Origin of the sequence: Streptomyces phaeoluteigriseus (genome assembly GCF_001896135.2) — a bacterium.
In the GTDB taxonomy this organism is placed as follows: Bacteria; Actinomycetota; Actinomycetes; order Streptomycetales; family Streptomycetaceae; genus Streptomyces; species Streptomyces phaeoluteigriseus.
On record NZ_MPOH02000005.1, the window covers coordinates 284,906 to 310,688 of the forward strand.

Below are 25,783 nucleotides of genomic sequence, written 5' to 3' on the forward strand. Positions count from 1 at the left end.
GTGCCGGGGGGCGCCGATCATGCCGAGGGTGCCGGTGAGGGCGATGTAGGCGATGTCGTGTCCGGCGCGCTGGGCGAGGGGGCCGTCCTGGCCCCAGCCGGTCATGCGGCCGTAGACGAGTCGGGGGTTGCGGGCGTGGCAGGCCTCGGGGCCGACGCCGAGGCGTTCGGCGACGCCGGGGCGGTTGCCCTCGATGAGCACGTCGGCGCGGGCGGCGAGGTCGAGCACGCGCGCGGGGCCGTCCGGTGTCTTGAGGTCGACGAGCACCGAGCGCTTGTTGCGGTTGGTGACGTCGTGGGCGGGGTCGATGCCGAGGGAGGGGCCGCCGGGGCGGTCCACCCGGACGACGTCGGCGCCGAGGTCGGCCAGGAGCATGGCCGCGAAGGGGCCGGGCCCGATGCCGGCCAGTTCGACCACGCGGACCCCGGCGAGCGGGCCGTGCCCCGCCGTGTCTGCCGTCGTCGTCATCCAGCCCCCTTGCTGTGACACAACCGATGTAACACCAGTGATGCTAGGAACGTGTACCGGTGGGCACAAGACTGGGCGAGCAAGCGCTTGGCCAGTGTGCCGCCGAACGGGGCCGGTCCGGGAGCCCCGCCCGACCCGCCTCAGGGAGCGTCGAGTTCCGCTATGCGCCGCTTCGGGGCGATCGTGCGGTAGCTCTCCTCGACCCATTCGCACAGCAGCCCGGCCGCGGGGGCGCCCTCCCCCGCCAGCGGGACGCTCACCCAGCCCGCTCTGCCGAGGCCGTACCCGGCGGGCGCGGCGCCCGGGGAGGCCAGCGCGTGGGCGTGGGCCGTCTCGTCCTTCAGCTTGACCGTGAGTCCGAGGGGGTAACTGCCGTCGGTGACGCCGAGGAAGACGAACACCTTCTTGTCCACCTTGGCGACGGTGTCACCCCAGGGGAAGTCCTCGATCGCACCCGGCAGGCCGAGCGCGAAGCGGCGTACTTTCGCCCATTTCCTCAGGGCGTTCCTGTCCACGGCCACCTGCTGCCTCCGGGCTCGTCGTCGGGCTCCGCACTCCTCACGCTAGCCTCAGCCACCGACAGTGGCGCGGGCTGCGAGACCAAGGGGTGTCATGAGCAGGATGAAAAGGACGGACCGTCCGTACGACCTCGTGCTCTTCGGGGCCACCGGCTTCGTCGGGACGCTCACCGCCGAGTACCTCGCGACCCACGCGCCCGCGGAGCTGCGCTGGGCGATCGCCGGCCGCGACGAGGAGAGGCTGCGGCGGCTGCGGGACGGGCTGCCGGGCGGCGCGGAGCCCGGTGTGCTGCGGGCGGACGTGTCCGACCCGGCGTCGCTGCGCGCCCTCGCCGAGCACGCGCGCGTGGTCGCGACGACCGTCGGCCCCTATGTGGCGTACGGCGAGGAGTTGGTGGCCGCCTGCGCGGACGCCGGCAGCGACTATCTCGACCTCACCGGCGAGCCGGAGTTCGTGGACCTGATGTACGTCCGGCACGACACGCGCGCGCGGGAGACGGGCGCCCGGCTGGTGCACGCGTGCGGGTTCGACTCCGTCCCGCACGACCTGGGCGCGTACTTCACGGTCCGGCAGCTTCCGGAGGGCGTGCCGCTGACCGTGGACGGCTTCGTGAGCGCCGACGCGACCTTCTCGGGCGGCACGTTCGCCTCCGCGCTGGGGCAGTTCGCCCGCGGCCGGCAGATGGTCACCGCGGCCCGCGAACGGCACCGGCACGAGCCCCGGCTGGTGGGCCGCCGGGCCACGGCGCCGCTGGGTACGCCCCGGTTCGCCCCGGAGGTCGGCGCCTGGGCGCTGCCCCTGCCGACGATCGACCCGCAGATCGTGCGCCGGTCGGCGAAGGCCCTGGAGCGCTACGGCCCCGACTTCCGCTACCGCCACTACGCGGCCGTACGACGGCTGCCGGTCGCGGTGGGCGGGACGGCGGCCGTCGGCGCCCTGTTCGCCGCGGCCCAGGTGCCGCCCGCCCGGCGGTGGCTGTCGGACCGGCTGAAGCCCGGTGAGGGGCCGAGCGCCGCCAAGCGGGCGCGCAGCTGGTTCTCCGTCCGGTTCGTGGGCGAGGGCGGCGGCCGACGGGTGTGCACGGAGGTCTCCGGCGGGGACCCCGGCTACGACGAGACGGCGAAGATGTTCGCCGAGGCGGCGCTGTCCCTGGCCTTGGACGACCTGCCGGAGACGGCCGGGCAGGTGACGACGGCGGTGGCGATGGGCGACGCGCTGACCGAACGGCTGCGCGCGGCCGGCATCCGCTTCCGGGTGGCGGCGAGCCGCTGACCGGCGGCCGGTCCGGGTCCGGTCGCCCGGGGCTGCCGTTTGGATCAGGCCGCAGGAATTCAACGGTGCGGTTCGGTGCCGGTGAGCGGGGTCTGGTGCGTGCAACTGCGAGGCGGAGGAGGGCGTCGACGCGGAGCTGCGACGCGGAGCGTCGGCGAGTGACGACAACGCGGCAGATGCGCGTGCCGGGCCCCGCGTCTGCGGCGTGATCCGAACGACAGGCCCTAGACCGGCCACTCCACCAGGGTGTAGATCATCCCGGCGATCCAGCCGAGTCCGGCCAGGACGGCGAGGACCAGCGCCGCGTTCACGGCGCGTTCGACGGGCCGGTCGGGGTCGGCGAGGGGCTTCGGGGCTCGGTGCGTCGTCATGCGACCAGTCTGTCGGCGCGCACCGGGCGCCACATCCGTACAGGTACTCAGTTCCGCGCACTCGGGCCCCAGGGGCCCTGGGCAACCCGGGCCTGCCCCCCATTTGAGACTTCTGGCCTCCTTCCCCCGGCGCTCACCGGGCTGTTGGGACGCGAAGTGCCAACAAGCACTTCAATGAAACGATGGAAGGGCGCGAGCGGAGGGAGGTGAGCTGCGTGAAGTTCGTTCTCGAAGTCGCCCTGGACGAAGGGGCGTCGGCCCAGGACCGGGCCCGTGAGCTGGGGCGTGTCCTGCGGTACTGGGGCGGGAACCTCGGCCACTACGCCCTGGAGCCCGGTGACGGGTCGCCGGTGTACGACTCGGAGTACCGCGAGATAGGTCAGTGGCGGGTGGCCGACTCCTGAGACAGCCCCCGCGGCGCCTCCTGAAGGGCTTCCCGCAGCGCCCTGCGGCACAGCGCGTCCGCCCGCCGGGTCGACTCCGGCAGGCGGAACTCCGGGGCGAGGGCCAGGGTGTGGGCGCAGGCGTTGTCCAGGCTCACCCGGTGTCCGACGGACACGAAGACCGGTTTGACGCCCGCGCGGGTGCGCAGGGCGCGGCCGACCTCCTCGTCGCCGGCGAGCAGCGGTGCGGCGGACCCGCGCTCGTCGGCCGGGTCGCGTACGTGAAGGTGAACGGGTTCTTCGCGACGCCGATCGTCGGGAGGCCGGTGAGGACCCCCAGATGGCTGGCGAGGCCGAAGCGGCGGGGGTGGGCGAGGCCGTAGCCGTCGCAGACGACCAGGCCGGGTTCGCCGGGCAGGGCGTCCAGGGCGGCGAGCACCGTCGGGATCTCCCGGAAGGCCAGCAGGCCGGGCACGTACGGGAAGGAGATCCGCCCGACGGCGGTGGCCTCGGCGACCACGTCGAGGCTCGCCGCGTCCAGCACGACGGCCGCCGCCACGACGACGTCCCGCTCGTCGTCGTAGGCGACGTCGACCCCGGTCACCCGCCCGGTGCCGGGCGGCGGCCCGGGTTCGTCCCGCACCACCTCGGCCCGCAGCTCGTCCTGGACGGCGCGGGCCTCTTCCTCGGTGGCGGGCCAGCCCGCCGGAACGCGTACGGTCGTCATGGTGGGGACGAGCCTACGGGGCCACCCGGAGGCGTAGGCTCGCGGTCATGTTCGTACTGGAACTGACCTACACCGCACCGCTCGACGCGGTGGACGCCGTCCTCCCGGACCATGTCGCCTGGCTCGAGGAGCAGTACGCGCGCGGGGCGTTCCTGGCGTCCGGCCGCAAGAACCCCCGCGACGGCGGAGTGATCGTCGCCGTGGCCGAGGACCGCGCCCGCATCGAGGAACTCACGGCGGGCGACCCCTTCGTCCTGGCCGGCGTGTGCGCGTACCGGATCACGGAGTTCGAGGCCACGAAGACGGCGCCCGAGCTGGAGCGGTACCGGGTCACGCCCGGCTGAGCGGGCCGCGCCGTCAGTCCTTGCCGAGGGCGCGTTGCAACTGGCTCTTGTTCATGTCCGAACGGCCGTGGACGCCGCGGCGCCTGGCCTCCTCGTACAGCTGGTCGTACGTGGGTCCCCCGGAACCCTTTCCGGACCGCTGTCCGCCCCGCTTGCCGGACGACATGTCCTGCGTGGAGGTGCGGCTCGCGGTCTTCGACTCGCCGGACCGGGCGCGCTCCTTGTTCACCGTGCGGGAGGCGATCTCCTTCGCCCGGCCGGCGCTCTCCCCCCGCTCCTGCGCGCTCTCCTTGATGTGCTCGTACTGGCGCTCCCGCTTGGGACTGGAACCGCGTGGCATGTGCGCTCACTCCTTTCGTGTCCGCACCGCCGGGTACCCCGAAACGGCTATCTCTCCAGCCGTGCCACCCGTCCCTGTTCACCGGCGGCCCAGCAGCCGTGGTCGCGGGTGCAGTCGACGGTGTCGTACGAGCCGGTGTCGACCGTGCGCCAGGTGCGGCCGGCGTCCGTGGTCAGGTCGGTGCCGGTCGGGCCGACCGCGAGGGCGGCGGTACGGCTGTGCGGCAGCCAGGCGACGCCGGAGCGATAGGCGGGCGGAGGCGTGCCGGCGGGCCGCCAGGTCCGGCCCGCGTCGCCGGTCGTGGCGGCGGCCGACGGGGAGGGCTGGTCGGCGCGGTAGTCGCCGCCGACCGCCAGGCCGTGGCCGCGGTCGCGGAAGGCGAGCGCGAACACCCCGCGCGCGGGGTCGCCCGCCGGGATCGGCGCGTCGGTGACCGTCCAGGTCGCTCCCCGGTCGGCGGAGTGCAGCACACGCGCGCGTGCGGCGCCGCCGGTGGCCAGCCACACGTCCCGTGGACCGGCCGACACCAGGCACTGGCCGCTCGCCGCGAAGCCCGCCTCGCCGGGCAGGGCCGACGGCATGCCCGCGTCCGGCAGCACCGTCCAGGAGCGGCCGCCGTCGCTGGTCGACAGGATGCGGAACCGGCCGTCCACGGGGTCGCTCATCGCCAGGCCGTGGCGGCGGTCGAAGAAGGTCAGGCAGTCGTAGAAGGCCCGTGCGTCGGTGTTGCGGAAGGACTCCGTCCAGGTCGCCCCGCCGTCGTCGGTGCGGTAGACGCGGGAGGCCTCGCCCTCGCCGATGGCGAGCACCACGGCGTGCCGCGCGTCGAACGCCTCGACGTCCCGGAACTGGAGTTCGGCGGCACCGGGCGGGGAGACGTTGCGCCAGCTCGCGCCGCCGTCGGTGGTGCGCAGGACGGTGCCCCGCGTGCCGGCCACCCAGGCGGTGTCCCGGTCGACCGCGGCCAGCCCGCGGAAGCGGACGGTGGAGGCGCCGGTGTCCTTGAGCGCCCAGGCGGGCGCCCGGCCGCCGGGCCCGGCGTCACCGGCCTGCGCGGGTACGGCCGTCAGCACGGCCAGCGCCGCCGCGCAGGCCGCTCCCGCCGCGGCCGTCCGCCCGGCACGCCTCGCCCGTGCCGTCCGTACCCCGCCTGTCCTGCGCCACGTCTTCCCCAAGGGCCTCATGGCGGGCGAAGCTAGTCCACCTCCTCGGTCGCGTCCAGATGCCCGCGATCACCTCAAGGGCCCTACGCGGCACGGCAGGAGAGGTGAGTCACTCCTGTGCATGAAAGGCGGTGACCGAGGTCACTCGGTCCTCGTGTGCACGGATCGGCCGGTTCCGGCGTCTCTTCCAGTGTCCGGCCCCACCCATCCGGAAGTTCGCCCCGCCGTCACTAGGGAGCAAGGCGTTGTCCATCGTCATCGAGCAGCCCGTCGAGGCGCGCCTGGTCGCCGCCGCGCCTCGGATGCAGAGCATCCCCGCCACACTGCACTACGACCGGCGTGATCCCTTCGCCGTCCGCATGACCTTCCCGGCCCCGGCCACCCTGGAGGGTGTGGACGTCTGCTGGACCTTCGCCCGCGACCTGCTCACGGCGGGTCTGCGGGAGGACGAGGGCGACGGGGACGTCCGGGTACGGCCGTACGGATACGACCGCACGGTGCTGGAGTTCCACGCGCCCGAGGGCACCGCCGTCGTGCACGTGCACTCGGCGGAGATCCGGCGCTTCCTCCGGGCCACCAGCGAGCTGGTGCCGGCCGGTCTGGAGCACCTCCAGCTCGACCTGGACCACGACCTCGCGGAACTGATGCGGGACGCCTGTTAATCCGTTGACAGCCCTTCCTGGCCGCTCCTACCGTGGACGACGCATCTGTTGCCGCCGATAGGAGAAGGACGTTGCTCGTCTGAGGTCCTGAGACACCGCGCCACACCCGTCAGGGTGACGGCGTCGCGTGCGACCTCGGCGTTCGAGCCGTCCTTGCGGAGCAGGGCTCTCCCACGGGTTTCCCGTGGCCCCGCGCTCCCCCGCTCCCGCGGTGGTCGCCGCCTTCTGGTGTCTCGATACGCGTTGCCCTGACCGCACACGCGAACGCGAGGCCCCCTTGTCATCTTCGATCACCTGTACGTCCCTCTCCTTCGCCTGGCCCGACGGCACCCCCGTCTTCGACGGCCTGGACGTCGCCTTCGGCCCCGGCCGGACCGGCCTCGTCGGCGTCAACGGCTCCGGCAAGTCGACCCTGCTGAAGCTGATCTCCGGTGAACTGACCCCCTCCGACGGCACCGTCCGCCCGGCGGGCGAGGTCGGACACCTCCCGCAGAACGTCACGCTCGACACCTCCCTCCGCGTCGACGAGGCCCTCGGGATCGCCGCCCGCCGGGCCGCGCTGCACGCCATCGAGGCCGGGGACGTGTCCGAGGAGCACTTCGAGACCGTCGGCGACGACTGGGACGTGGAGGAGCGCGCCCTGGCGACCCTCGGCGAACTCGGTCTCGCCCACATCGACCTGGACCGCACCATCGGCGAGGTGTCGGGCGGCGAGTCCGTCCTGCTGCGGCTGGCCGCACTGCTGCTGCGCAGGCCGGACATCCTGCTGCTCGACGAACCCACCAACAACCTCGACCTGTACGCCCGGCGGCGGCTGTACGCGGCCGTCGCGACCTGGCCGGGCGTGATGGTCGTCGTCAGTCACGACCGGGAGCTGCTCGAACTCGTCGACCAGATCGCCGACCTGCGCGCCGGGGAGGTCGCCTGGTACGGCGGCAACTTCTCCGCCTACGAGGAGGCGCTCGCCACCGAGCAGGAGGCCGCCGAGCGCATGGTGCGCGTCGCGGAGTCCGACCTGCGCAAACAGAAACGCGAACTGGTCGACGCCCAGGTCAAGCTGGCCCGGCGCAAGCGGTACGGCCAGAAGATGTGGGACCAGAAACGCGAACCGAAGATCGTCATGGGGGCGCGCAAGCGGGCGGCGCAGGAGTCCGCCGGCAAGCACCGCATCCTGCACGAGGAGAAGCTCGCCGAGGCCAGGGAGCGGCTCGACGAGGCGGTCGAGGCCGTCCGGGACGACGACGAGATCCGCGTCGACCTGCCGTACACGGCCGTACCGCCGGGCCGTGACGTCCTCACCCTGCTGGATCTGCGGCTCGCGTACGGCGCGCGCGTGGAGGGCGGTCTCGATCTGCGGGGGCCCGAGCGGGTGGCGCTGGTGGGGCGTAACGGTGCGGGCAAGACGACGCTGCTGCGCACGATCGCCGGGGAGCTGGCCCCGGTCGCGGGCGAGGTACGCGCGCACGTGCCGTTCCGCTTCCTGCCGCAGCGGCTGGACGTGCTCGACGACGAGCTGACGGTCGCCGAGAACGTGGCCCGCTTCGCGCCGGACGCCACCAACAACCGGATCAGGGCCCGGCTGGCCCGCTTCCTGTTCCGGGGCGAGCGGGCCGACCAGAAGGCGGCGACGCTGTCCGGCGGCGAACGGTTCCGGGCGACGCTCGCCGCGCTGATGCTGGCCGAGCCCGCGCCGCAGTTGCTGATGCTGGACGAGCCGACGAACAACCTCGACATGGCGAGCGTCCGGCAGCTCACGTCCGCCCTGGAGTCCTACGAGGGCGCCCTGATCGTGGCCGGCCACGATCTGCCGTTCCTGGAGTCGATCGGGATCACCCGCTGGCTGCTGCTGGACGGGGAGTTGCGCCCGACGTCGGCGCGGGAACTGGCGGATCCGGCGTAGCGCGGCGGGTCTCGGGAGGGCTACGGCCCGGCTGAGAGGGTTTTGCCGTCGTGGACCCGCCCTGCATGATGGCTGACCGGCGCCCCTCACGCGGCGCCGGTCAGCCACCGCCGATGCGAAAGACCTGGACGTGCCCAGTAAGAAGGCCCTCATCCGCCGCCCCAGCCCGCGCCTCGCCGAAGGCCTGGTGACGCATGTCGAACGCGGGACGGTCGACGTGGGCCTCGCCCTGGAGCAGTGGGAGGCCTACGCCGAGGCCCTGCGGGCCAACGGCTGGGAGACCGTCGAGGTCGAGCCCGCCGACGACTGCCCGGACTCCGTGTTCGTCGAGGACACGGTGGTGATGTACCGCAACGTCGCCCTGATCGCGCGGTCCGGCGCCGAGTCCCGGCGCGCGGAGACCGCCGGGGTCGAGGAGGCCGTCGCCCGGCTGGGCTGCTCGGTCAACTGGATCTGGGAGCCGGGCACGCTGGACGGCGGCGACGTCCTCAAGGCCGGCGACACGGTCTACGTCGGCCGGGGCGGCCGTACCAACGCGGCCGGGGTCCAGCAGGTCCGGGAGGCCTTCGAGCCGCTCGGGGCGCGGGTCGTGGCCGTCCCCGTGAGCAAGGTGCTGCATCTGAAGTCGGCGGTCACCGCACTGCCCGACGGCACCGTGATCGGCCACATCCCGAAGGTGGACCGGCCGGCGCTGTTCCCGCGGTTCCTGTCGGTTCCCGAGGAGGCCGGCGGCCATGTGGTGCTGCTCGGCGGCCCCAGGCTGCTGATCTCGGCGAGCGCGCCCAGGACCGCGGCCCTGCTCGCCGACCTGGGGTACGAGCCCGTCGTGGTCGACATCAGCGAGTTCGAGAAGCTGGAGGGATGTGTGACATGCCTCTCGGTGCGCCTGCGGGGTCTGTACGCCTGATCGGGTGATCCTGTCCCCGGTTCGGCCCCGCGACCTGCATGTCCCGGGGCCCTTCGGGGTACCCGGAAAGTCCCCCGGACGCCTGACAGGACAGGCGCTGATCAGCAGTCTTTACAGCGAACTTAACCTACGGCTACGTAACCTACGGGTTCGTAGCCTACGATCCCGTAAGTTCCGGCGCCGCCCGCCGGACGCAGTCCGCATTTGATCACGTCCCCCTGGAGTACCCGTGACGACCACCTCCCCGCACCTCGGCAGTCCCTCCGCCGTCTGGACCGACGCACGGCTGCTGTACGCCTTGGAGGAAGTGGTCGAGACCGAACTCAACCGGCATCTGAAGGTCACCAAGGACTGGATGCCCCACGAGTACGTGCCGTGGAGCGACGCCCGCAACTTCCCCGGTTTCTTCGAGGACGGCGAGGCCTGGGAGAAGGGGCAGTCCAAGGTCACCGAGATCGGCCGGATCGCCCTCGTGGTGAACCTGCTCACCGAGGACAACCTCCCCAGCTACCACCACGAGATCGCCTCGCTGTTCGGCCGGGACGGCGCCTGGGGAACCTGGGTGCACCGCTGGACGGCGGAGGAGGGCCGGCACGGCATCGTGATGCGCGACTACCTGCTCGCCTCGCGCGCGGTGGACCCGGACCAGCTGGAGCAGTTCCGGATGGTCCACATGAGCGAGGGCTTCGAGTCGGACAACCGCCACTCGATGCTGCACTCGGTGGCCTACGTCGCCTTCCAGGAGCTGGCGACCCGCGTCTCGCACCGCAACACCGGCCACCAGTCGGGCGACCCGGTCTGCGACCGCATGCTGGCCCGCATCGCGACCGACGAGAACCTGCACATGGTCTTCTACCGGAACCTGCTCAAGGCGGCGTTCGAGCTCGCGCCCGACCTGACGATGCAGGCGGTACGCGACGTGATCGTGAACTTCCGGATGCCCGGCCACGGCATGCCCGGCTTCGAGCGGGCCGCCGCGCAGATGGCGATCGGCGAGATCTACAACATGCGCATCCACCACGACGACGTCATCCAGCCCGTCCTGCGCTACCTGAAAGTCCTGGACATCGACGGTCTCGGCCCGGAGGGCCTCAAGGCGCAGGAGGAACTCGGCCTGTACATGAGCGGCCTGGACTCGGAGGCGTCGAAGTTCGACGAGAAGCTGGCGGCCCGCAAGGCCCGCATGGCGGCCCGCGCCGCGGGCTGACGCCACCGCCCGCCACCACGCCGTACGCGAACGGCCCGCACAGGGAAGCGAATTCCCGGTGCGGGCCGTTCGCGGCCTGCGGCATCATGCCGCCATGCACTACAGCCACACGGTCCAGCAGGCGCTCGGCTTCCTCCTCGGCCTGACCGACGCGGACGCCGCCCTCCGGATCCGGGAGCGGATCGCGCTCCCCTCCCCCGAACCCGACGGTCCCGAGGCGGTCCGGCGCAGGCTCAACCGGGTGTGGAGCTGGCAGAAGGTGCCGTCCTCCGTGGTGCTGTGGATCCTGGAGCAGGACGATCCCGAGCTGAACGCCGTGGTGTGGCGCCACCTCGCCACCGACGCGGGTCTGCGCCGGGCCATCGCCCGCGGCGTCCCCTTCGGCCCCGACCGCACGCGGCCGGTCCGGGTGCACAGGGTGCCGGGCGAGGAGCCCGAGATCCCCGAGAGCTACGTCCGCCACGGCCTCGTCGGTGCCCTGCGCGAGGCAGCCACCATGTCCGCCGCACGGGCCGCCGCGTCCATGGTCCTGAGCCGGGACGACTGGCGCACGGTCACCGAGGCGGACGCCGAGCGTGCACTGCCCGGCTACGCGCGCTGGGCGCTGTCCGTACGCCCCGACTGCCCGGCGGCACTGCGTGCCCAGTTCGGCTCGCACCCCAAGTTCACCCACCGGGTGCGCACGGCGGGCGTGCTCGACGGCCCCGCCGGCTACGCCACCACGCACGGCCCCGCGGTCGGCGTGCTGGAGGTCCTGGCCATGGGTCACCTGATGTTCCCGGCCCGGATCGGCGCCGCCGAGGACGCCCTGCGCCCGCTGGTACAGGAACACCTGGGCGACCGCGAGGAGGCCTGGGCGGTGCTGGCGCAACTGGTCGCCACGTTCCACGGAACGGTCCCGGAACTGGTCGCGACGGCGGGCGCGATCGCCTGAGCCGGGCGGCAGGGGGGCGGGGCGGCTGGATTCGAACCAGCGTGTTCTGGTTTTGGAGACCATGCGCCTGCCTCTGCGCTACGGCCCCGCCCTTGCCGCAGATCGTAATGCCTTGGCCCGTTGTCGGTCCGGACTGGTACCAATGAGGCGCCGGGGCAGGCACGGGGAGGGCGGGGGCTCGACATGGGGTACGGGGAGCGGGGGCGGCGTGCGCCCGTCGTGGACCTCGCCGACCGCAGGGCGCTGGAGGCGTACCGCCCGGCGGATCCCGCGGTCGTGGAGGAGGCCCGGAGGTTGAAGGAGGCCGCACTGCTGGACTTCGGCCTGACCGAGTCGGCGGTGGCGTCCTGGCTGTACGCGAAATGCCACCACCAGATCCCGACGACGGCGGTGGACACGGCGGCCGTGGTGGCCTCCGGCGACGGCACCTGCCTGCTGCTGTACAACCCCGACTTCTTCGTGGGACTGGGCCTGGCCGGCGTGAAGTTCGTCCTGTTCCACGAGGCCCGCCATCTCGTGCACCGGCACCTGCTGGCCGACCCGGAACTGCGCGACGACCCGGTGTTCACGCTGGCCGCCGAGGTCGCCGTCAACCATGTGGCCCTGATCCGCCTCGGCCGCGAGGAACTACCCCTGCTGGACGGCCGCCCGACGGGAGTCGACCCCCGGAAGGTGTACGACGCCTACACCGAGGACCTGACGGCGCACGGACTGGAGCCGGTGACGTACGAGACGTTCATCGCGACGGACATGGGGGTGTACGCCGAGCTGAAGCGGATGCGTCACCCGCCGGTCCCCGACGAGCGGCTGTGCGTGCACATGGTGGCGGGAGCGGTCCCCGCCGACCAGGAGACGATCGACGCGGTGACGTCCTCCGCGCTGCTCAACTCCCTGCTGGCGGCCCGGCGCGGCAATCGGGCGCGGAGCGGGAGCTGCTGGAGCTGATGGGCCGTACCGAGGAGGGCTCGGCGCGGGCGGCCCGGCTGTGGGGCACCCTGGGCGCCGGGGTGCTGCGCGGCGAGACCACGCGCACGCGGACGGTCCACTGGTGGCAGCGTTGGCTGGTCGACGTGCTCGCCTCGAAACTGCGCGACGGCGAGCGGCTGGTGTATCCGAAGAAGCGCGGCGCGCTGCTGGCGGCCCTGGGCCAGGAGCCGATGCTCGCGCGCCGCGGCCCGGTCCGCGACAAGGTCCTGGTGATCGCCTACGACACCTCGGGATCGATGCCCGACGACGTCGTCCGCCGGCTCACCGAACTGGTCGGCCGCATCGACGGCGTGGAGGCGCACTGGCTCTCCTTCGACGCAGTGGTGATGCCCTTCGTGCCCGGCGAGCGGGTGTACGGCGGCGGGGGCACCAGCTTCCGGGCCGTCGCCGACTACGTGGAGGGGCGTACCGAGGTCGGCGGCAAGGTGCTGGACGTGAGTCCGGACGCGGTGGTCGTCGTCACCGACGGGTACGCACCGCCGGTCACGCCCGCCGAGCCGGACAAGTGGATCTGGCTGATCACCGACGGGGGCAGGGAGTGGCCCGAGACGCACACCCCGGCGATGGCCTGCCATCGCGTCACGACAGGTTCGTGGTAGATGACACCGGAGACAGGGCGGATGAACATCCCGACCACCCCTCACAGGCGCACCGAGGTCTCGCGGCTGGAAGACTTCATCGACGCGATGATCGACCTCCGGCAGACCGGACAGATCTTCGGCGAGCACGGCATCGGCAAGACGGCGACCTTCTTCTCGTACCTCGCGCGCACCCGCCCGGACACCGCCCTCGTGTACGTGCCGGCGGCGAATCTGACGCCGGACGACCTGCTGGTCAACGCGCCGGTGCGGGACCCGCACTCGGGTGAACCGGTGCTGCGCCAACTGGTGATGAGCGGACTCAGACCGGGGCGGCCGTTCGTTCTGCTCATCGACGACTCGCTGCAGGCCGGCGACACCGTCCAGTCGCAGCTCATGCAGGTCGCCTGCAACTGGACGCTCGGCGAACACGATCTGCGTGCCCTGGGCTGCGTCGGGGTGTTCCTCACCGACAACGAGTCGCTGACCGAGACCTCGGCCCGGCGCGGCGACCTCGCGCTGCTCGACCGCATGGTCACGATGCGGATCACCGCCAACGACACCTCGTGGCGCCGGCACCTCGCCGCCAAGTACCGCCCGTGGGACCTGCGTCCGGTGTTCTCCCTGTGGGCCTCGCTCTCCCCGGCACTGCGCGAGCTGCTGTCCCCGCGCACCCTGGACCATGTACTGGCCAACGCCCGCGAGGGGTTCCCCCTGCGCTGGGGGCTGCCGCTGCTCGACGGCGAACGGCTGCGGCTGGCCGAGCCCGGCCCGGACGGCAGGCCCGGCCAGAACCGCACGGCCGAGATCCTCGACCGCATCGCGGAGGCCCTCGGCGCGCCCAACCCGGCCACCGTCCCCGACCCGGTACGGCAGGTGGTGCGGGCGGCGCTGCGCAACCGCTGGACGGTGCTGCTCCAGGGCCCTCCGGGGTGCGGCAAGACGGAGCTGGTGCGCGAGACGGTCCGGGAGGGGCTGGGCCGCGAGGCCCTGTACTTCTCGCTGCCCGTGACGAACGTCGAGGACCTGTGCGCGCCGGTGCCGTCGCCGGACGGCACCCTGGACAACCTGCTCGCCGCGAACTTCACGGGTCCCGAGGCCAAGGTGATCGTGTGGGACGAGTACAACCGGCCCAAGGACAAGGCCGCCTTCGCCAAACTGATGGAGATCACCCAGGAGTGGTCGCTGGCCGGGCGGCGCATCGAGAACCTGCGCGCCCAGATCGCCGTGCAGAACCCGCCGTACCACCTGGGCCGCAAGCTGCTGGTGTCGCGGAACAACATCGCGCAGGCGACCCGGTTCACGGCCTCGCTGGAAGTGGCGCCGCAGGACATCCCGGCCAACGAGTGGCTGCTCGCGCGGTACGGCTCGGACGCCGAGACGGTGCTGGAGTGGTGGAAGCACGACATCGACGAGGAGGGCCGCGCCTGGATCACCAAGCGGACCCTGGAGCGGCTGATCAAGCTGCACCGGCGCGGCCTGCCGCTGGAGATGGCGACCGTCTACCTCGGGGACGGCGAGTACGCGCCCGTGCCGCTCTCCGCCCTCGTCGACCGGTTCCGGGGCCGCCCGGTGACGGGCCTGCGCGAGCTGGCCCGGGACGCGGACATGTGGGAGGCCCGGCTGCGGCGCGCCGCCGAGCACTCCGGCGAGGGCGGCGACGACAGCGACGTGGTCCACCAGATCCTCGCCAACGCGGAGCTGTCGCAGCTGAAGAAGCACCGCGCGGTGGTGTCCCGGCTGGTCGCCCGGCTGCCGGCGAAACTGCGGGCGACGTATCTGGTGGGGGCTTCGCAGCAGCACCAGCAGTTCTGGACGGGGGTGTTCACCGGGATGCGGCGGTGAGGCGGGACGCTCCCGTCGTCGTGTCGCGGAGCGCGGGCGAGGGACCGGGGTCCTCGCTCACCACTGGGCCTCCCGGTAGTCCTTGAGGAACACGCCCGACACCGGGTCGCCGGCCTCGCCGCGCACGATCGGGTCGTAGACGCGCGCCGCGCCGTCCACGATGTCGAGCGGTGTGCGGAAGCCCGCGCCCGCCATGCGGGCCTTCTTGGGTGCCGGGTTCTCGTCGGTGATCCAGCCGGTGTCGACGGCGCACATGTGGACGCCCCGCTCGGCGAGTTCGGCCGCGCTGGTGCGGGTGAGCATGTTGAGGGCGGCCTTGGCCATGTTGGTGTGCGGATGGCCGGGCTGCTTGTTGCGCACCGCGAACCGGCCCTCCACCGCGGTGACGTTGACGACGTACCGGCACGGACGCGGCGACGCCAGCAGCAGGGGCAGCAGCCGGTCGCACAGCAGGGCGGGGGCCAGGGCGTTGACGAGCTGCGTCTCCAGCACCTCCGCCGGGTCCAGCGCGCCGAGCCGGGCCGACCAGGAGTTCTCCGGGGAGGGGTCGGGCAGCAGCCCGGCCTCGTCGGCCTCGCGCAGGGACGCGGGCAGCGCGGAGACGGATCCCCCGAGCCCCTCCAGCATCCGCATCGGCGTGAAGCCCGGGGCCCGGCGCACCCCTTCCGGCAGCTCGTCGTGCTCGCCGGCGGCCAGCAGGGCGTACGACTCGGGCGGGCGGCGTACGGTCTGGGCGGCGTTGTTGACGAGGATGTCGAGCGGCTGTCCCTCCGCGCGCAGCTCCTCGCACAGGCCCAGCACCTGGCGCGGGTCGCGCAGGTCCACGGCGAGGACGGTGAGCCGGTCGCGCCACTTCGCGCTGCCCGGTTCGGCGTGGAAACGCCGCACGGTGTCGTGCGGGAAGCGGGAGGTGACCAGGAGCTGCGCGCCGTCGCGCAGCATCATCAGCGCCAGCTGGAAGCCGATCTTCACGCGGCCGCCGGTGAGCAGGACGCGCCGTCCGCTCAGGTCGGTGCTCAGGGCGCGGCGGGCGGTGTTGTCGGCGGCGCAGGCGGGGCAGAGGCGGTGGTAGAAGGCGTCGACGTGCCGGTAGGGCGACTTGCAGACGTAGCAGGTGCGCGGGCGGTGGAAGACGCCGGCGCGGCCGGTCCCGTCCAGCGGCGCGTCCTCGCGCCGGTCCAGGGCGCCGGTCGCGGTGGCGGCCATCGCTGCGGCGTCGGCGGCCGACACCTCGGCGTCGCGCGCCTTGCGCCGCCGCAGCCGCCCGTCGCGGGCGAAGGAGGCGGCGACCTGCTCGGCCCTCAGCCGTACCGGGTCGTCGACGGGCAGGGCCCGCAGTTTGCCCACGACCTCGTGGAAGACGGCCATCTCCGCCTCGGAGACGGCCTCGTTCGCCTGACCCATGTTTCCCCGCCCGCCCCGCACCCGCGCTCGCCGTGCCGTGGTCCCGACCGGATTCGAACCGGCGTGTCCGCCCTGAGAAGGCGGTGAGTCTGCCTCTGCTCCACGGGACCGCGCAACGCTCCGGACGGCCGGATTCGAACCGGCGTGACGTGCCTGTGCAGGGCACCGCGACTGCCTCTGCGCTACGTCCGGAAGCACTCCCGGATCTTAACCGCACCCCCGCGATGCGGTCGTACAGATTTGCGGGTCCCGGGCGGTCCGCGGGGTCAGTTCGTACGGCGCAGGTGGAGGCGTTCCTTCTCGGACAGGCCGCCCCAGACGCCGAAGCGTTCGTCGTGGGCGAGGGCGTAGTCGAGGCACGCGGTCCGCATCTCGCACATGCCGCAGATGCGCTTGGCCTCCCGTACCGAGCTGCCGGGTTCCGGGAAGAAGAAGTCCGCTCCGGTCTGGGCGCACAGTGCCTCCCGCTGCCAGGCGAGGTCGGGCGTGGGAATCGTGTCGGTGTACATGGCCAGAATCGTGACGCGCGGCGAAAAACGTTCCATCAACGCCTGATATACGCGGCTCGGCAGGGCCCCGGCCGCACTGATGGTGCCCCCGGAACGGACGATGGCGCACGGCGGCGCGCCGGGGCCGCCGTCCGCGCTCCGGCAGCGATCGTCGGTGGGCGGTGCAACACTCGGCAGTGCGGCAAGCAGTGCAGAGAACGGGACTTCCGAGGAGGAGGGTGAAGATGCTCACCACCCGTTTCGTCAACGGCGCTCCGAACTGGCTCGACATCGGCACGTCCGGCATGGACCGCGCCTCCGCCTTCTACGGTGCCCTCTTCGGCTGGCGGTTCGTGTCCGCGGGCCCCGACGCCGGCGGCTACGGCTTCTTCCAGCTGGACGGGAAGACCGCGGCGGGCGGTATGCGGTCCGCGCCCGAGCAGGGCCCTCCGTCGTGGACGGTGTACTTCCGGACGGCCGACGCCGACGCCACCTGCACGGCGGCCGAGCGGGCGCACGGCAGGGTGCTGTTCCCGCCGATGGACGTCATGGGTCAGGGCACGATGGCGATCATCGCCGATCCGGCCGGGGTCCCCTTCGGCGTCTGGCAGCCGGGCCGGCTCGAGGGTCTGGACGTGGCGGGCGAGCCGGGTTCGCTGTGCTGGGTCGAGCTGTACACCCCGGACATCGCCGCCGCGGCCGCCTTCTACCGCGCCGCGCTGGGCCTGGAGACCTCGGGCGTCTCCTTCCCCGGCGGTACGTACACCTGTGTGAACCCCGCCGGAGGCGGCGAGGAGTCCGTGTTCGGCGGGGTCGTCCCGCTGGCCGAGGACCCCACGGAGGCGCCGTACCCGGCGTACTGGCTGCCGTACGTCGAGGTGGCGGACGTGGACGCGGTCGTGGCGCGGGCGGAGGAGCTGGGCGGCGCCGTCCGGATGGCCGCGACGGACATCGAGGGCGTCGGCCGGATCGCCCGGCTGGCCGACCCGGACGGTGCCCGCTTCGCGGTGATCAGGCCCGAGCCGCGGGAGGCGTGAGCGCGGACCCCCGCTATGCGGAGGCCCGGCGCACCAGCGTGGTCGGCAGGACGGTCGGCAGGACCGGACCGCCCGGCGCGGTGGTCCCCACACCGTCCGGGGCGGCCTCGCCGGTGTTGCGGCGGTCGAGGCCGCGCAGCAGGAGGCGGGTCATGATGCGGCCCATCTCCTCGATGTCCTGACGGACCGTGGTGAGGGGCGGGTCGGTCTGTTCCGCGACCGGCACCATGTCGTCGAAGCCGACCACGGCGACGTCCTCGGGCACCCGCCGCCCGCGTTCCCGCAGGACGCGCAGGACACCCGAGGCGGTCAGGTCGTTGGCGGCGAACACGGCGTCGACGTCCGGGCAGCGGTCGAGGAGGTCCCGCATGGCCCGTTCGCCGCCGCCGGGGGTGAAGTCGCTCTCCACGACCAGCCGCGGGCCGGCGTCCCCCATCACGTCCCGGTAGCCCTGGAGGCGGTCCGCCGCGGAGGTCTGGTCGAGAGGCCCGGTGATGTGCGCGACACGGGTACGGCCGAGACCGACGAGATGGCGTACGGCCGCACGGGCACCGCCGCGGTTGTCGCTGTCCACGTACACGACGTCGCGGGTGCCGTCACCCCAGCCGGGGCGGCCGCCGAACACCGTGGGCACCCCGGCGCCCTGGATCAGTCCGGGCAACGGGTCGTCGACATGGAGGGAGAAGACGAGGGCGCCGTCGACATGCCCGCCCGCCAGGTACCGGGCGACCCGGGCGTGATCGTCGCGGCCCTCGGTGAGGAGCAGCACCAGCTGGTTGTCGTGGGCGGTCAGCTCCTTGCTGATGCCACGCAGTTGGAGGGCGAAGAAGGGATCGGCGAAGACCCGGGTCTCCGGTTCGGCGATGACGACGGCGACGGCGTCGTGCCGCTTCGTGACCAGGCTGCGCGCGGCCTGGTTGGGGACGTACCCGAGTTCCTCCACGGCCCGCCGGACCCGCTCGACGAGGGGCTCACGGACCCCGTCCCCGCCGTTGACGACCCGTGAGACGGTCGCCCGCGACACCCCGGCCCGTGCGGCCACTGCCTCCAGCGTGGGACGCGGCACTGTGTCGCTCACTTCGGGGCTCCTCCTCGGTGCGGTGCGGCTCAGGATAACCGCGCGCGAGGGGGGAGGTGAGAGCGCTCTCGGTGACGGGGAGGGGGTGCGCGTGCCGCTTCGGCTGGCGCGGGGCGTCCGGGCAGGTCGAGACGCCCATGACCGCTCAGTGCTCGTGGGGTTCGTGCGGTTCGTGGGGTTCGTGGGGTTCGTGGGGCTCGTACCCCGGGATCGTGCCGTCCGGCTTCTTCACCAGGAACAGGCCCACCATTCCCATGTCGGAGTGGCTCTGCACATGGCAGTGGTACATCCACGCGCCCGCGCCCACGCCCTCCCCCGCGATCACCTGGAAGCCGAAGGAGTCGGCCGGGCCGACGATCTTGTTGTCGATGACCTGGCTGGGGTCGTCGGGACCGGTGAGCGTGCCGGTGCGGTTGTCCGCCCAGCGATGTCCGTGCAGGTGGAAGGTGTGGTAGTACTCGCCGTGCGTGATCATCACGAACTCGACGCGATCGCCCACCGTGGCCTCGAAGTCGGGGCCGCTGTGGGCGGGCCGGTTGTTGATCGTCATGTCGTTGAAGACGATCGTGTGGGTCGCGTCCGGCAGGACGTCGCCCTTGCGTCGGACGATCACCGGGCCGTAGAGGCCCTTGCGGATGCCGCCCGTGCCGTGTTCCGTGCCGACGACGTGGTCGTGGTAGTGCCAGTAGCCCGCGCTGCCCGCACGCCAGGTGCCGTCCGCGCGGCGGCCGGGGGCGTGGGTGCGCCAGGTGTAGGTGCGGGTGCCGCCCGGTTCCACGTCGCTGTGGTTCAGCGCCGTGCCGTCGCTGGTGATCTCGTAGTCGAGGCCGTGCACGTGCAGGCTCGCCGCCACGTCCAGGGTGTTCTCGAACTCGATGTGGACGGTGTCGCCCTCGTTCACCTCGATCAGCGGTCCCGGGACGTCGCCCTGCCCTTCTCGAAGCCGTAGCCGAACTGCCCGCCGGGGAGCTTCTCGGCGTACAGCTTCAGGTGTCTCACCTGGCCGCCGACGGGTGCCGCCGAGGCCGTGGGGCCGGCGCCGACGGCTTCGGAAGCCACCAGTGATAACGATGTCGCGGCGGCGCCGCCGAGCAGCAACCGCCGGTTGAACCCACGTCTGTCCATACGGAACTCCCCACCGTGATACGGGCCTTGCCCGCGCGAACCTGTGATGAGCCGGTGTGACGGTACCGGGCATTCCGCCGTTCTTCCACACCCAGGACAAAGTTAGTGCCATTGCGGTGATTGGTCTTGGCGAGCCGGGCAAAGGGGTCTAGCTTCCATGGCGCTGCCGCTGTGACCAAGGAGGTGCCCATGCACTTACGAGGGTGGAGCACGAGAAGCGCGAGGACCGCGATGAGCGCGAGAAGCACGAGAGGCGGCGTACGCCGCAGGAGACGGGCCAGAGTGGCCGCCGTGGCCGCAGGGGTCGTCACCGCCGGACTGCTGTCGGGGCCCGCCGTGCAGGCGCGCCCGGCGCCCGAGCCACCCCTGACAACGATGTCCGTGACCTCGCCGCCGGGCGGTCCGGGCGTGAACGTCCTCGTCTTCCACGGCTCCGCCGCCGCCGGGGACGAGTCGCCGGTCGTCGACGCCGGGATCGAGGCGATCGAGGACATCGGCCTCACCGGCGCGGCGGGCCAGCGCTTCGAGGTCGAGGCCACCGGCGACGCCTCGGTCTTCACCGACGGGCCGCGCCTGAGCCGCTACCACGCGATCGTGTTCCTGACCGGGGGCGGAGACGTCCTCGACCCCGAGCAGGAGGCGGGCCTGGAGGCCTACATGGAGGCCGGCGGTGGTTTCGTCGGCCTCCATGACGCGGCGCGCGCGGAGCCGTACTCCGACTGGTTCACCGGCCTGATCGGCGCCCGTCCGGCGGCGAACGGCCCCACGACCGTCCAGCGGGCCACCGTCGAGGTGGGCGACCGCCGGCATCCGGCCGGAAAGGACCTCCCCGTCGAGTGGAAGCGGCTCGACCGGTGGCCGAACTGGACGCGCAACCCCTCCGGCACGGTGCACACCGTCGCCCGGGTGCGCGAGTCCACGTACCAGCCGGGGTCGAGCGCCAACGGCCCCGACCACCCCATCAGTTGGTGCCGGGACTATGACGGTGGCCGGTCCTTCTACACGGGTATGGGCGGCACGGTGTCCTCGTACGACGAGACGGACTTCCGCGCGCATCTGCGGGGCGCGCTGCTGTGGACGGCCCGGCTGACGCAGGCCGACTGCAAGGCGACCATCGCGGCCAACTACAAGGCCGAACGGCTGACGCAGCCCAACCGCCCCGGTCTGAACGACCAGATCGGCGAGCCGCACGGGCTGGTCACGGCGCCCGACGGCCGGGTGCTCTACATCGGCCGCGGCGGTGCCGACTCCTCGCAGCCGGTGATCACCGACTGGAACAACCCGGACATCGGCAAGGGCAAGGGCGAGATCCACGTCTACGACCCGGCGGCCAAGAAGGTCACCCTGGCGGGCGCGTTGACCGTCTTCGGGAACAAGGGCGGCGGTGACGAGCTGGTCAAGGTCGAGGAGGGCCTGCTCGGCATCGAGCTGGACCCGCGCTTCGCGCAGAACGGCTGGGTGTACCTGCACTACACGCCCCACTCGGGGGTCGACCGCGAGAGGCGGCTGGCCGAGCGGCGCGTCTCCCGGTTCACGCTCGACCTCGCCACGAACAAGCTGGACCTCGGCAGCGAGAAGGTGCTGCTGAAGTGGCCGGTGCAGGTGCACAGTTGCTGCCACGCGGGCGGCGGGATGGCCTGGGACTCCCGGGGGAACCTGTACATCGCGACCGGCGACAACAACTCGAGCGGTTTCAGCGACGGTTACTCCGGAAACAACCCGCAACCGAACTACAAGGGCGTCTCCTTCGCCGACGCGCGCCGCACCGCCGGCAACACCAACAACCTCAACGGCAAGATCCTTCGCATCCACCCGGAGCCCGACGGGACGTACACGCTTCCCGAGGGGAATCTCTTCACCGGCCGGGAGAGCGACGAGGGCGGCGGCAAGACGCGCGGCGAGATCTACGTGATGGGGGTCAGGAACCCGGCCCGCATCTCCGTCGACCAGCGGACCGACATCCTGTACGCGGGCTGGGTCGGTCCGGACGCGAGCGTCCCGTCGACGACCTGGGGTCCGGCCAAGTACGACACGTTCGCCGTCATCACCGAGGCGTCCAACCGGGGCTGGCCGTACTGCATGGGCAACAAGCAGCCCTACCGCGACCGCAATCTGCCGGACCCGACGAAACCGCTCGGCTGGTACGACTGCGACCACCCGAGGAACGAGTCGCCGAACAACGACGGCCTGGTGAACCTGCCGCCGGTCACCGGCAACAACATCTGGTACTCGCCGCAGGGCGGCGCCCCGGACTACCCGCGGGACGCGAGCGGTGTCCCGTCCTACAAGCAGGAGGAGGCCCGCTATCTGCTGCCGTGGCTGAAGGGCGGCGGCCAGGCCGCGATGAACGGCCCGGTGTACCGCTACGACGCGGCGAGCGCGAGCACGGCCAAGTGGCCCGCCTACTGGGACGGCAAGTGGTTCGTCGGCGACTTCTACGACGCCGACCAGCCGCGCAACGCCGTCCTGATGAACCCGGCGACGCAAGGCGACGGGGGCCTGCCGGTGCACTCCGAGTCGCTGAAGAAGATCGTGCCGGTCGGCAACGACGGCATCAGGAACCTCATGGACTGGAGGTTCGGCCCGGACGGCGCCCTCTACGTCCTCGACTACGGGCGCGGCTTCTTCACCTCCGACGCCAGGTCGGCGCTGTGGCGGGTCACGTACACCGGCGGCGGGCCGACCCCGGCCGCCGGGCAACTGGCGAGGGGGACGCGGTGACACGTCGGCGAAGAGTCTGGACGGCCCTGCTGGCCGCCGTACTGATGGTGCTCGGGCTGCAGGCCACGCCCAGCACGGCGGGTCCCGAGCAGCAGACGGTTCCCGCTGCTCCCACCGCAGCCGCGCAGGTGCTGACCTGGACGGCCGGTGACGACATCACCAGGTACACGACGATGCCGACGACCGCGGTGGCGGGCCCGGCGACGATCGTCTTCGAGAACAGCACGGCGACCGGCAACACCACGGGGATGCCGCACACGTTGACGTTCGTGACGAGCGACCCCGAGTTCAACGGCGATGTCGAACTGAACATCCTCGCCAACCCGAACGACGACATGGGCGGCCGTCACACCGCCGAGGTCACGCTCTCCCCGGGCCGCTACTTCTACCACTGCACGATCCCCGGTCACGGGCAGATGCAGGGCATCCTCGTGGTGACCGAGGGCGGCGGGGAGGACACCACCGCGCCAAATACGTCGGCGCGGGTCGGCGGGGTGCAGAACGCGCAGGGCGAGTACGTCGGGTCGGCGAGTGTGACGGTCGCGGCGACCGACGAGACCGGCGGGTCGGGGGTCGACAGGATCCAGTACGCCGTCGACGCCGCGGGCGACTGGCTGCCGTACACGGCGCCCGTGGTCGTGGACCGGGTCGGCGGCCATACGATCCGCTACCGCGCCTTCGACAAGGCCGGCAACGTCTCCGCCGAGAAGAGCGTGAACTTCACCGTGGTCCCACCGGCCTCCGACGACACCACCGCGCCGGAGACATCGGCGACGGTGAGCGGTGAGCGGAACGCCGACGGGACGTACGTCGACATGGCGACGGTCACCGTCACGGCATCCGATACGGGATCGGGCGTGGACCGCATACAGTATGCGTCGGCGCGGCGGCCGACTGGATCCCGTACACCGGCCCCGTCATGCTCCACCAGGTCGGCACCCACACCCTGCGCTACCGGGCCGTCGACAAGGCGGGCAACGCGTCGGCCGAGAAGAGCGTCACCTTCACGGTGGTCGCCGCACCCCCGCGGGACACCACTCCCCCCGTGACCGGCGTGACCGTCGAGGGCACGCGCAACGCGGCGGGGGCCTACGTCGGCAACGCCCGCGTGACGGTCGGCGCGAGCGACGCGGGCGGGTCGGGGGTCGCGGTCGTCGAGTACTCGCTGGACGGCGGGCCCTATCTGACGTACACCGCTCCCGTGGTCGTCGACCGGGCCGGCACCCACACGGTGGCGTACCGGGCGACCGACAAGGCGGGCAACACCTCGGCGGCGCGCGACGTGAGTTTCACGGTGGCGGCCGGCGGCGGCGTGCCCGCGCCCAACTGCCCGGAGTGGGACGAGCGGTTGACGGTGATCGTCGGCACGGTCGACACCGGGGTGCCCAACCGGGTGACCGGCAACCGGTGCCGGATCAACGAGTTGATCGAGGACGAGCGGGAGTGGACCTCCCACGCCCTGTTCCTCAAGCACGTGAGGACCGTCCTGGACGGGTTGTTCCGGAACGGGGCCGTCGACGAGCGCGAGTACGACACCGTCCTGGAGGCGGCCGCCGCGTCCGGGATCGGCAAGCCCGGGCAGACCGAGGGCTACCGCACGATCATGGACGGCAGCCCGGAGTCCTTCGCCCGGTGGGAGCACGTGGGCGGCGGCTCGTTCGCCCCGAACGGCGACGGCTCGATCACCTCGGGCACGACGAAGGCCGGTCTCGGCATGCTGTGGTTCCCGCAGCGCAAGTACGCCGACTTCTCCCTGCGCCTGCAGTGGCGGGACGACGCGCCGGGCACCGGCAACGCCAACTCCGGTCTGTTCGTGCGCTTCCCGTGGGTCCACGGCCATGCCGAGGAACCGCGTCCGGAGTGGGCTGCCATCAAGTACGGGCACGAGGTGCAGGTGCTGGACCGGCCCGACGGCGACATGTACAAGACCGGCTCGGTCTACGGCTTCGACCGGGTGGGCCTGGCCGGGGCCGGTGTGACGCAGAAGGGCACCTGGAACGACTACGAGATCCGGGTGGTCGGCCAGCACTACTCGGTGTTCCGCAACGGCGTGCTGATCAACGAGTTCGACAACACCGGCGGCCAGGAGTTCTCCCCGCCGCGCGCGGACGATCCGGGCACGGACGGGCGGCGGTTCGCCTCCGGCTATCTGGGCCTCCAGGTGCACGGCACGACCGACGTGGTCTCGTACCGGGACATCCGGATCATGGAGTTGTAGGCGCGACCAGCGCCGCGGTCATGGGGTTGTGGAGGCCGGCCCGTCCTTGCGGGCCCGGCTCGGCTGTACCCGCCTGGGTTCACCCGGCATCTTCGGATACTCGGGCGGGTACGGCAGATCACCGAGCCCGTGGTCGTGTTCGTCACGGCGGGCCAGCTCCAGGAGCGCGTCGAGGGAGAAGGCGTGCTCGTCCATGTCGGCGTGGACGTCCCCGAGTTCGGCGTAGCGGGCCGGCATGGTCGCGATGTCGAAGTCGCCGGGGTGCGCCACGCCGACCTCCTCCCAGCGCAGGGGAGCCGACACGGGGGCGTGCGGGCGGGGCCGTACGGAGTAGGCGGAGGCGATGGTGCGGTCGCGGGCGGTCTGGTTGTAGTCGACGAAGATGCGTTCGCCCCGCTCCTCCTTCCACCACCTGGTGGTGACCCGGTCCGGCATCCGGCGTTCCAGCTCGCGGCCGGCGGCGATGGCGGCGCGGCGTACCTGGGTGAAGGTCCAGCGCGGCTCGATCGGCACGAACACGTGCAGGCCGCGTCCGCCGGAGGTCTTGGGCCAGCCGCGCAGACCGCCGAACTCGTCGAGCACGGCGCGCAGTTCGTGGGCGGCGTGGACGGCGTCGTCGTAGTCGGTGCCGGGCTGCGGGTCGAGGTCGATGCGGAGTTCGTCGGGGCGGTCGACGTCGTCGCGGCGCACGGGCCAGGGGTGGAAGGTGAGCGTGCCGTACTGGGCGGCCCACAGCACGGCGGCCTGTTCGGTGGGGCACATCTCGTCGGCGCTGCGGCCGCTGGGGAAGGTGATGTGGGCGCGCGGGATCCAGTCGGGCATGTTCTTCGGGGCGTTTCTGGAAGAAGGACTCGCCGCTCACGCCGTCCGGGTAGCGCTCCAGGGTGGTGGGGCGGTCGCGCAGGGCGCGCAGGATGCCGGGGGCGACGGCCTGGTAGTAGCGGGCGACGTCCAGCTTGGTGAAGCCGCGCTCCGGGAAGAAGATCTTGTCGGGGCTGGACAGCCGTACGGTCCGGCCGGCCACCTCGAGTTCCACCGCATCGCCCATGCGAGCCACGGTAGGCGTACCTCGCACAGCTCGCATACCGGGCGGCTTCGGTGGTTT

General features: G+C 72.2%; 19 protein-coding genes, 3 tRNA genes and 5 pseudogenes. 13 read left to right on the plus strand and 14 right to left on the minus strand.

Features of this window, described 5'->3' with window-relative positions; all coding sequences use genetic code 11:
• On the minus strand, window positions 1-468 hold a 468-nt coding region (locus BM536_RS04490), incomplete at its 3' end, for a CoA transferase (protein ID WP_143650809.1).
• A gap of 140 nt (window positions 469-608) precedes the next feature.
• Window positions 609-989, minus strand: coding sequence for an MmcQ/YjbR family DNA-binding protein (locus tag BM536_RS04495; protein ID WP_073492244.1), 381 nt, complete (start codon window positions 987-989; stop codon window positions 609-611).
• A 91-nt stretch (window positions 990-1,080) separates the two neighbouring features.
• On the opposite strand from BM536_RS04495, the gene BM536_RS04500 reads away from it, so the two are divergent.
• Complete coding sequence (locus tag BM536_RS04500) at window positions 1,081-2,259, plus strand: saccharopine dehydrogenase family protein (RefSeq protein WP_094102550.1); 1,179 nt, start codon at window positions 1,081-1,083, stop codon at window positions 2,257-2,259.
• Between the two features lie 224 nt (window positions 2,260-2,483).
• Here BM536_RS04500 and mmpA read toward each other — a convergent pair whose 3' ends face one another.
• On the minus strand, window positions 2,484-2,630 hold the full coding sequence (gene mmpA / locus BM536_RS41100; protein WP_094102551.1) for a morphogenic membrane protein MmpA: 147 nt from the start codon (window positions 2,628-2,630) through the stop codon (window positions 2,484-2,486).
• A gap of 215 nt (window positions 2,631-2,845) precedes the next feature.
• On the opposite strand from mmpA, the gene BM536_RS04510 reads away from it, so the two are divergent.
• Window positions 2,846-3,034, plus strand: coding sequence for a hypothetical protein (locus BM536_RS04510; RefSeq protein WP_073492296.1), 189 nt, complete (start codon window positions 2,846-2,848; stop codon window positions 3,032-3,034).
• On the opposite strand, the pseudogene BM536_RS04515 reads toward BM536_RS04510, so the two are convergent.
• Window positions 3,010-3,740: pseudogene (locus tag BM536_RS04515) on the minus strand (endonuclease V). The gene BM536_RS04510 and the pseudogene BM536_RS04515 sit on opposite strands and share 25 nt — an antisense overlap.
• 47 nt (window positions 3,741-3,787) lie before the next feature.
• Here BM536_RS04515 and BM536_RS04520 point away from each other — a divergent pair.
• Window positions 3,788-4,084, plus strand: coding sequence for a YciI family protein (locus BM536_RS04520; protein WP_073492248.1), 297 nt, complete (start codon window positions 3,788-3,790; stop codon window positions 4,082-4,084).
• 13 nt (window positions 4,085-4,097) lie between these two features.
• Here the strand turns inward: BM536_RS04520 and BM536_RS04525 are convergent, their stop codons facing one another.
• Both BM536_RS04525 and BM536_RS04530 read right to left on the minus strand, forming a co-directional pair.
• Window positions 4,098-4,424, minus strand: coding sequence for a plasmid stabilization protein (locus tag BM536_RS04525; RefSeq protein ID WP_073492250.1), 327 nt, complete (start codon window positions 4,422-4,424; stop codon window positions 4,098-4,100).
• Between the two features lie 47 nt (window positions 4,425-4,471).
• On the minus strand, window positions 4,472-5,608 hold the full coding sequence (locus BM536_RS04530; protein WP_425444602.1) for a WD40/YVTN/BNR-like repeat-containing protein: 1,137 nt from the start codon (window positions 5,606-5,608) through the stop codon (window positions 4,472-4,474).
• A 224-nt stretch (window positions 5,609-5,832) separates the two neighbouring features.
• On the opposite strand from BM536_RS04530, the gene ssgD reads away from it, so the two are divergent.
• The 5 genes from ssgD to BM536_RS04555 all read left to right on the plus strand — a co-directional run bounded on the left by ssgD (window position 5,833) and on the right by BM536_RS04555 (window position 11,197).
• Window positions 5,833-6,249, plus strand: a complete 417-nt coding sequence (gene ssgD / locus BM536_RS04535) for a spore wall synthesis regulator SsgD (protein ID WP_073492252.1) — start codon at window positions 5,833-5,835, stop codon at window positions 6,247-6,249.
• A 277-nt stretch (window positions 6,250-6,526) separates the two neighbouring features.
• The gene (locus BM536_RS04540; protein ID WP_094102552.1) at window positions 6,527-8,149 is read left to right on the plus strand and encodes an ABC-F family ATP-binding cassette domain-containing protein; all 1,623 of its coding nucleotides are present in this window, start codon (window positions 6,527-6,529) and stop codon (window positions 8,147-8,149) included.
• Between the two features lie 130 nt (window positions 8,150-8,279).
• The gene (gene ddaH, locus BM536_RS04545) at window positions 8,280-9,056 is read left to right on the plus strand and encodes a dimethylargininase (RefSeq protein ID WP_073492254.1); all 777 of its coding nucleotides are present in this window, start codon (window positions 8,280-8,282) and stop codon (window positions 9,054-9,056) included.
• A 229-nt stretch (window positions 9,057-9,285) separates the two neighbouring features.
• Window positions 9,286-10,263, plus strand: a complete 978-nt coding sequence (locus tag BM536_RS04550) for an acyl-ACP desaturase (protein ID WP_073492256.1) — start codon at window positions 9,286-9,288, stop codon at window positions 10,261-10,263.
• A gap of 94 nt (window positions 10,264-10,357) precedes the next feature.
• Complete coding sequence (locus BM536_RS04555; protein ID WP_073492258.1) at window positions 10,358-11,197, plus strand: hypothetical protein; 840 nt, start codon at window positions 10,358-10,360, stop codon at window positions 11,195-11,197.
• Between the two features lie 15 nt (window positions 11,198-11,212).
• Here BM536_RS04555 and BM536_RS04560 read toward each other — a convergent pair.
• Window positions 11,213-11,287, minus strand: a tRNA-Trp gene (locus BM536_RS04560).
• A 93-nt stretch (window positions 11,288-11,380) separates the two neighbouring features.
• On the opposite strand from BM536_RS04560, the pseudogene BM536_RS04565 reads away from it, so the two are divergent.
• Both BM536_RS04565 and BM536_RS04570 read left to right on the plus strand, forming a co-directional pair.
• Window positions 11,381-12,783, plus strand: a pseudogene (locus BM536_RS04565) (vWA domain-containing protein).
• On the plus strand, window positions 12,784-14,607 hold the full coding sequence (locus BM536_RS04570) for an AAA family ATPase (RefSeq protein WP_094102553.1): 1,824 nt from the start codon (window positions 12,784-12,786) through the stop codon (window positions 14,605-14,607). It begins immediately after the preceding pseudogene.
• 57 nt (window positions 14,608-14,664) lie between these two features.
• On the opposite strand, the gene BM536_RS04575 is transcribed toward BM536_RS04570, so the two are convergent.
• The 4 genes from BM536_RS04575 to BM536_RS04590 form a co-directional block, all read right to left on the minus strand.
• The gene (locus tag BM536_RS04575; RefSeq protein ID WP_094102554.1) at window positions 14,665-16,011 is read right to left on the minus strand and encodes an SDR family NAD(P)-dependent oxidoreductase; all 1,347 of its coding nucleotides are present in this window, start codon (window positions 16,009-16,011) and stop codon (window positions 14,665-14,667) included.
• Between the two features lie 38 nt (window positions 16,012-16,049).
• Window positions 16,050-16,121, minus strand: a tRNA-Glu gene (locus tag BM536_RS04580).
• Between the two features lie 9 nt (window positions 16,122-16,130).
• Window positions 16,131-16,203, minus strand: a tRNA-Cys gene (locus BM536_RS04585).
• A gap of 74 nt (window positions 16,204-16,277) precedes the next feature.
• Window positions 16,278-16,520, minus strand: coding sequence for a WhiB family transcriptional regulator (locus BM536_RS04590; RefSeq protein ID WP_211362819.1), 243 nt, complete (start codon window positions 16,518-16,520; stop codon window positions 16,278-16,280).
• Between the two features lie 224 nt (window positions 16,521-16,744).
• On the opposite strand from BM536_RS04590, the gene BM536_RS04595 reads away from it, so the two are divergent.
• A complete protein-coding gene (locus BM536_RS04595; RefSeq protein WP_073497682.1) occupies window positions 16,745-17,536 on the plus strand; it encodes a VOC family protein in 792 nt (263 codons plus the stop codon).
• 13 nt (window positions 17,537-17,549) lie between these two features.
• On the opposite strand, the gene BM536_RS04600 is transcribed toward BM536_RS04595, so the two are convergent.
• Window positions 17,550-18,614, minus strand: a complete 1,065-nt coding sequence (locus BM536_RS04600) for a LacI family DNA-binding transcriptional regulator (protein WP_073497675.1) — start codon at window positions 18,612-18,614, stop codon at window positions 17,550-17,552.
• A gap of 145 nt (window positions 18,615-18,759) precedes the next feature.
• Window positions 18,760-19,739, minus strand: a pseudogene (locus BM536_RS04605) (multicopper oxidase domain-containing protein).
• A 231-nt stretch (window positions 19,740-19,970) separates the two neighbouring features.
• On the opposite strand from BM536_RS04605, the gene BM536_RS04610 reads away from it, so the two are divergent.
• Window positions 19,971-22,460 carry a ThuA domain-containing protein gene (locus BM536_RS04610; protein ID WP_245873259.1) on the plus strand — a complete coding sequence of 830 codons (2,490 nt, stop codon included), beginning with the start codon at window positions 19,971-19,973 and terminating at the stop codon, window positions 22,458-22,460.
• 44 nt (window positions 22,461-22,504) lie between these two features.
• Window positions 22,505-24,678 (plus strand): annotated as a pseudogene (locus BM536_RS04615) (OmpL47-type beta-barrel domain-containing protein).
• A gap of 18 nt (window positions 24,679-24,696) precedes the next feature.
• Here the strand turns inward: BM536_RS04615 and ligD are convergent.
• Window positions 24,697-25,762 (minus strand): annotated as a pseudogene (gene ligD / locus BM536_RS04620) (non-homologous end-joining DNA ligase).
• Window positions 25,763-25,783: the final 21 nt, after the last annotated feature.

Bases quoted from the DNA above. Each gene is read 5' to 3' on its own strand.
- BM536_RS04520 (WP_073492248.1), top strand. From the start codon at position 3,788: ATGTTCGTACTGGAACTGACCTACACCGCACCGCTCGACGCGGTGGAC.
- BM536_RS04610 (WP_245873259.1), top strand. From the start codon at position 19,971: ATGAGCGCGAGAAGCACGAGAGGCGGCGTACGCCGCAGGAGACGGGCC.
- mmpA (WP_094102551.1), bottom strand. From the start codon at position 2,630: ATGACGACGCACCGAGCCCCGAAGCCCCTCGCCGACCCCGACCGGCCC.
- BM536_RS04575 (WP_094102554.1), bottom strand. From the start codon at position 16,011: ATGGGTCAGGCGAACGAGGCCGTCTCCGAGGCGGAGATGGCCGTCTTC.
- BM536_RS04500 (WP_094102550.1), top strand. From the start codon at position 1,081: ATGAGCAGGATGAAAAGGACGGACCGTCCGTACGACCTCGTGCTCTTC.
- BM536_RS04590 (WP_211362819.1), bottom strand. From the start codon at position 16,520: ATGTACACCGACACGATTCCCACGCCCGACCTCGCCTGGCAGCGGGAG.
- BM536_RS04570 (WP_094102553.1), top strand. From the start codon at position 12,784: ATGACACCGGAGACAGGGCGGATGAACATCCCGACCACCCCTCACAGG.
- BM536_RS04555 (WP_073492258.1), top strand. From the start codon at position 10,358: ATGCACTACAGCCACACGGTCCAGCAGGCGCTCGGCTTCCTCCTCGGC.
- BM536_RS04530 (WP_425444602.1), bottom strand. From the start codon at position 5,608: ATGAGGCCCTTGGGGAAGACGTGGCGCAGGACAGGCGGGGTACGGACG.
- BM536_RS04595 (WP_073497682.1), top strand. From the start codon at position 16,745: ATGCTCACCACCCGTTTCGTCAACGGCGCTCCGAACTGGCTCGACATC.
- BM536_RS04525 (WP_073492250.1), bottom strand. From the start codon at position 4,424: ATGCCACGCGGTTCCAGTCCCAAGCGGGAGCGCCAGTACGAGCACATC.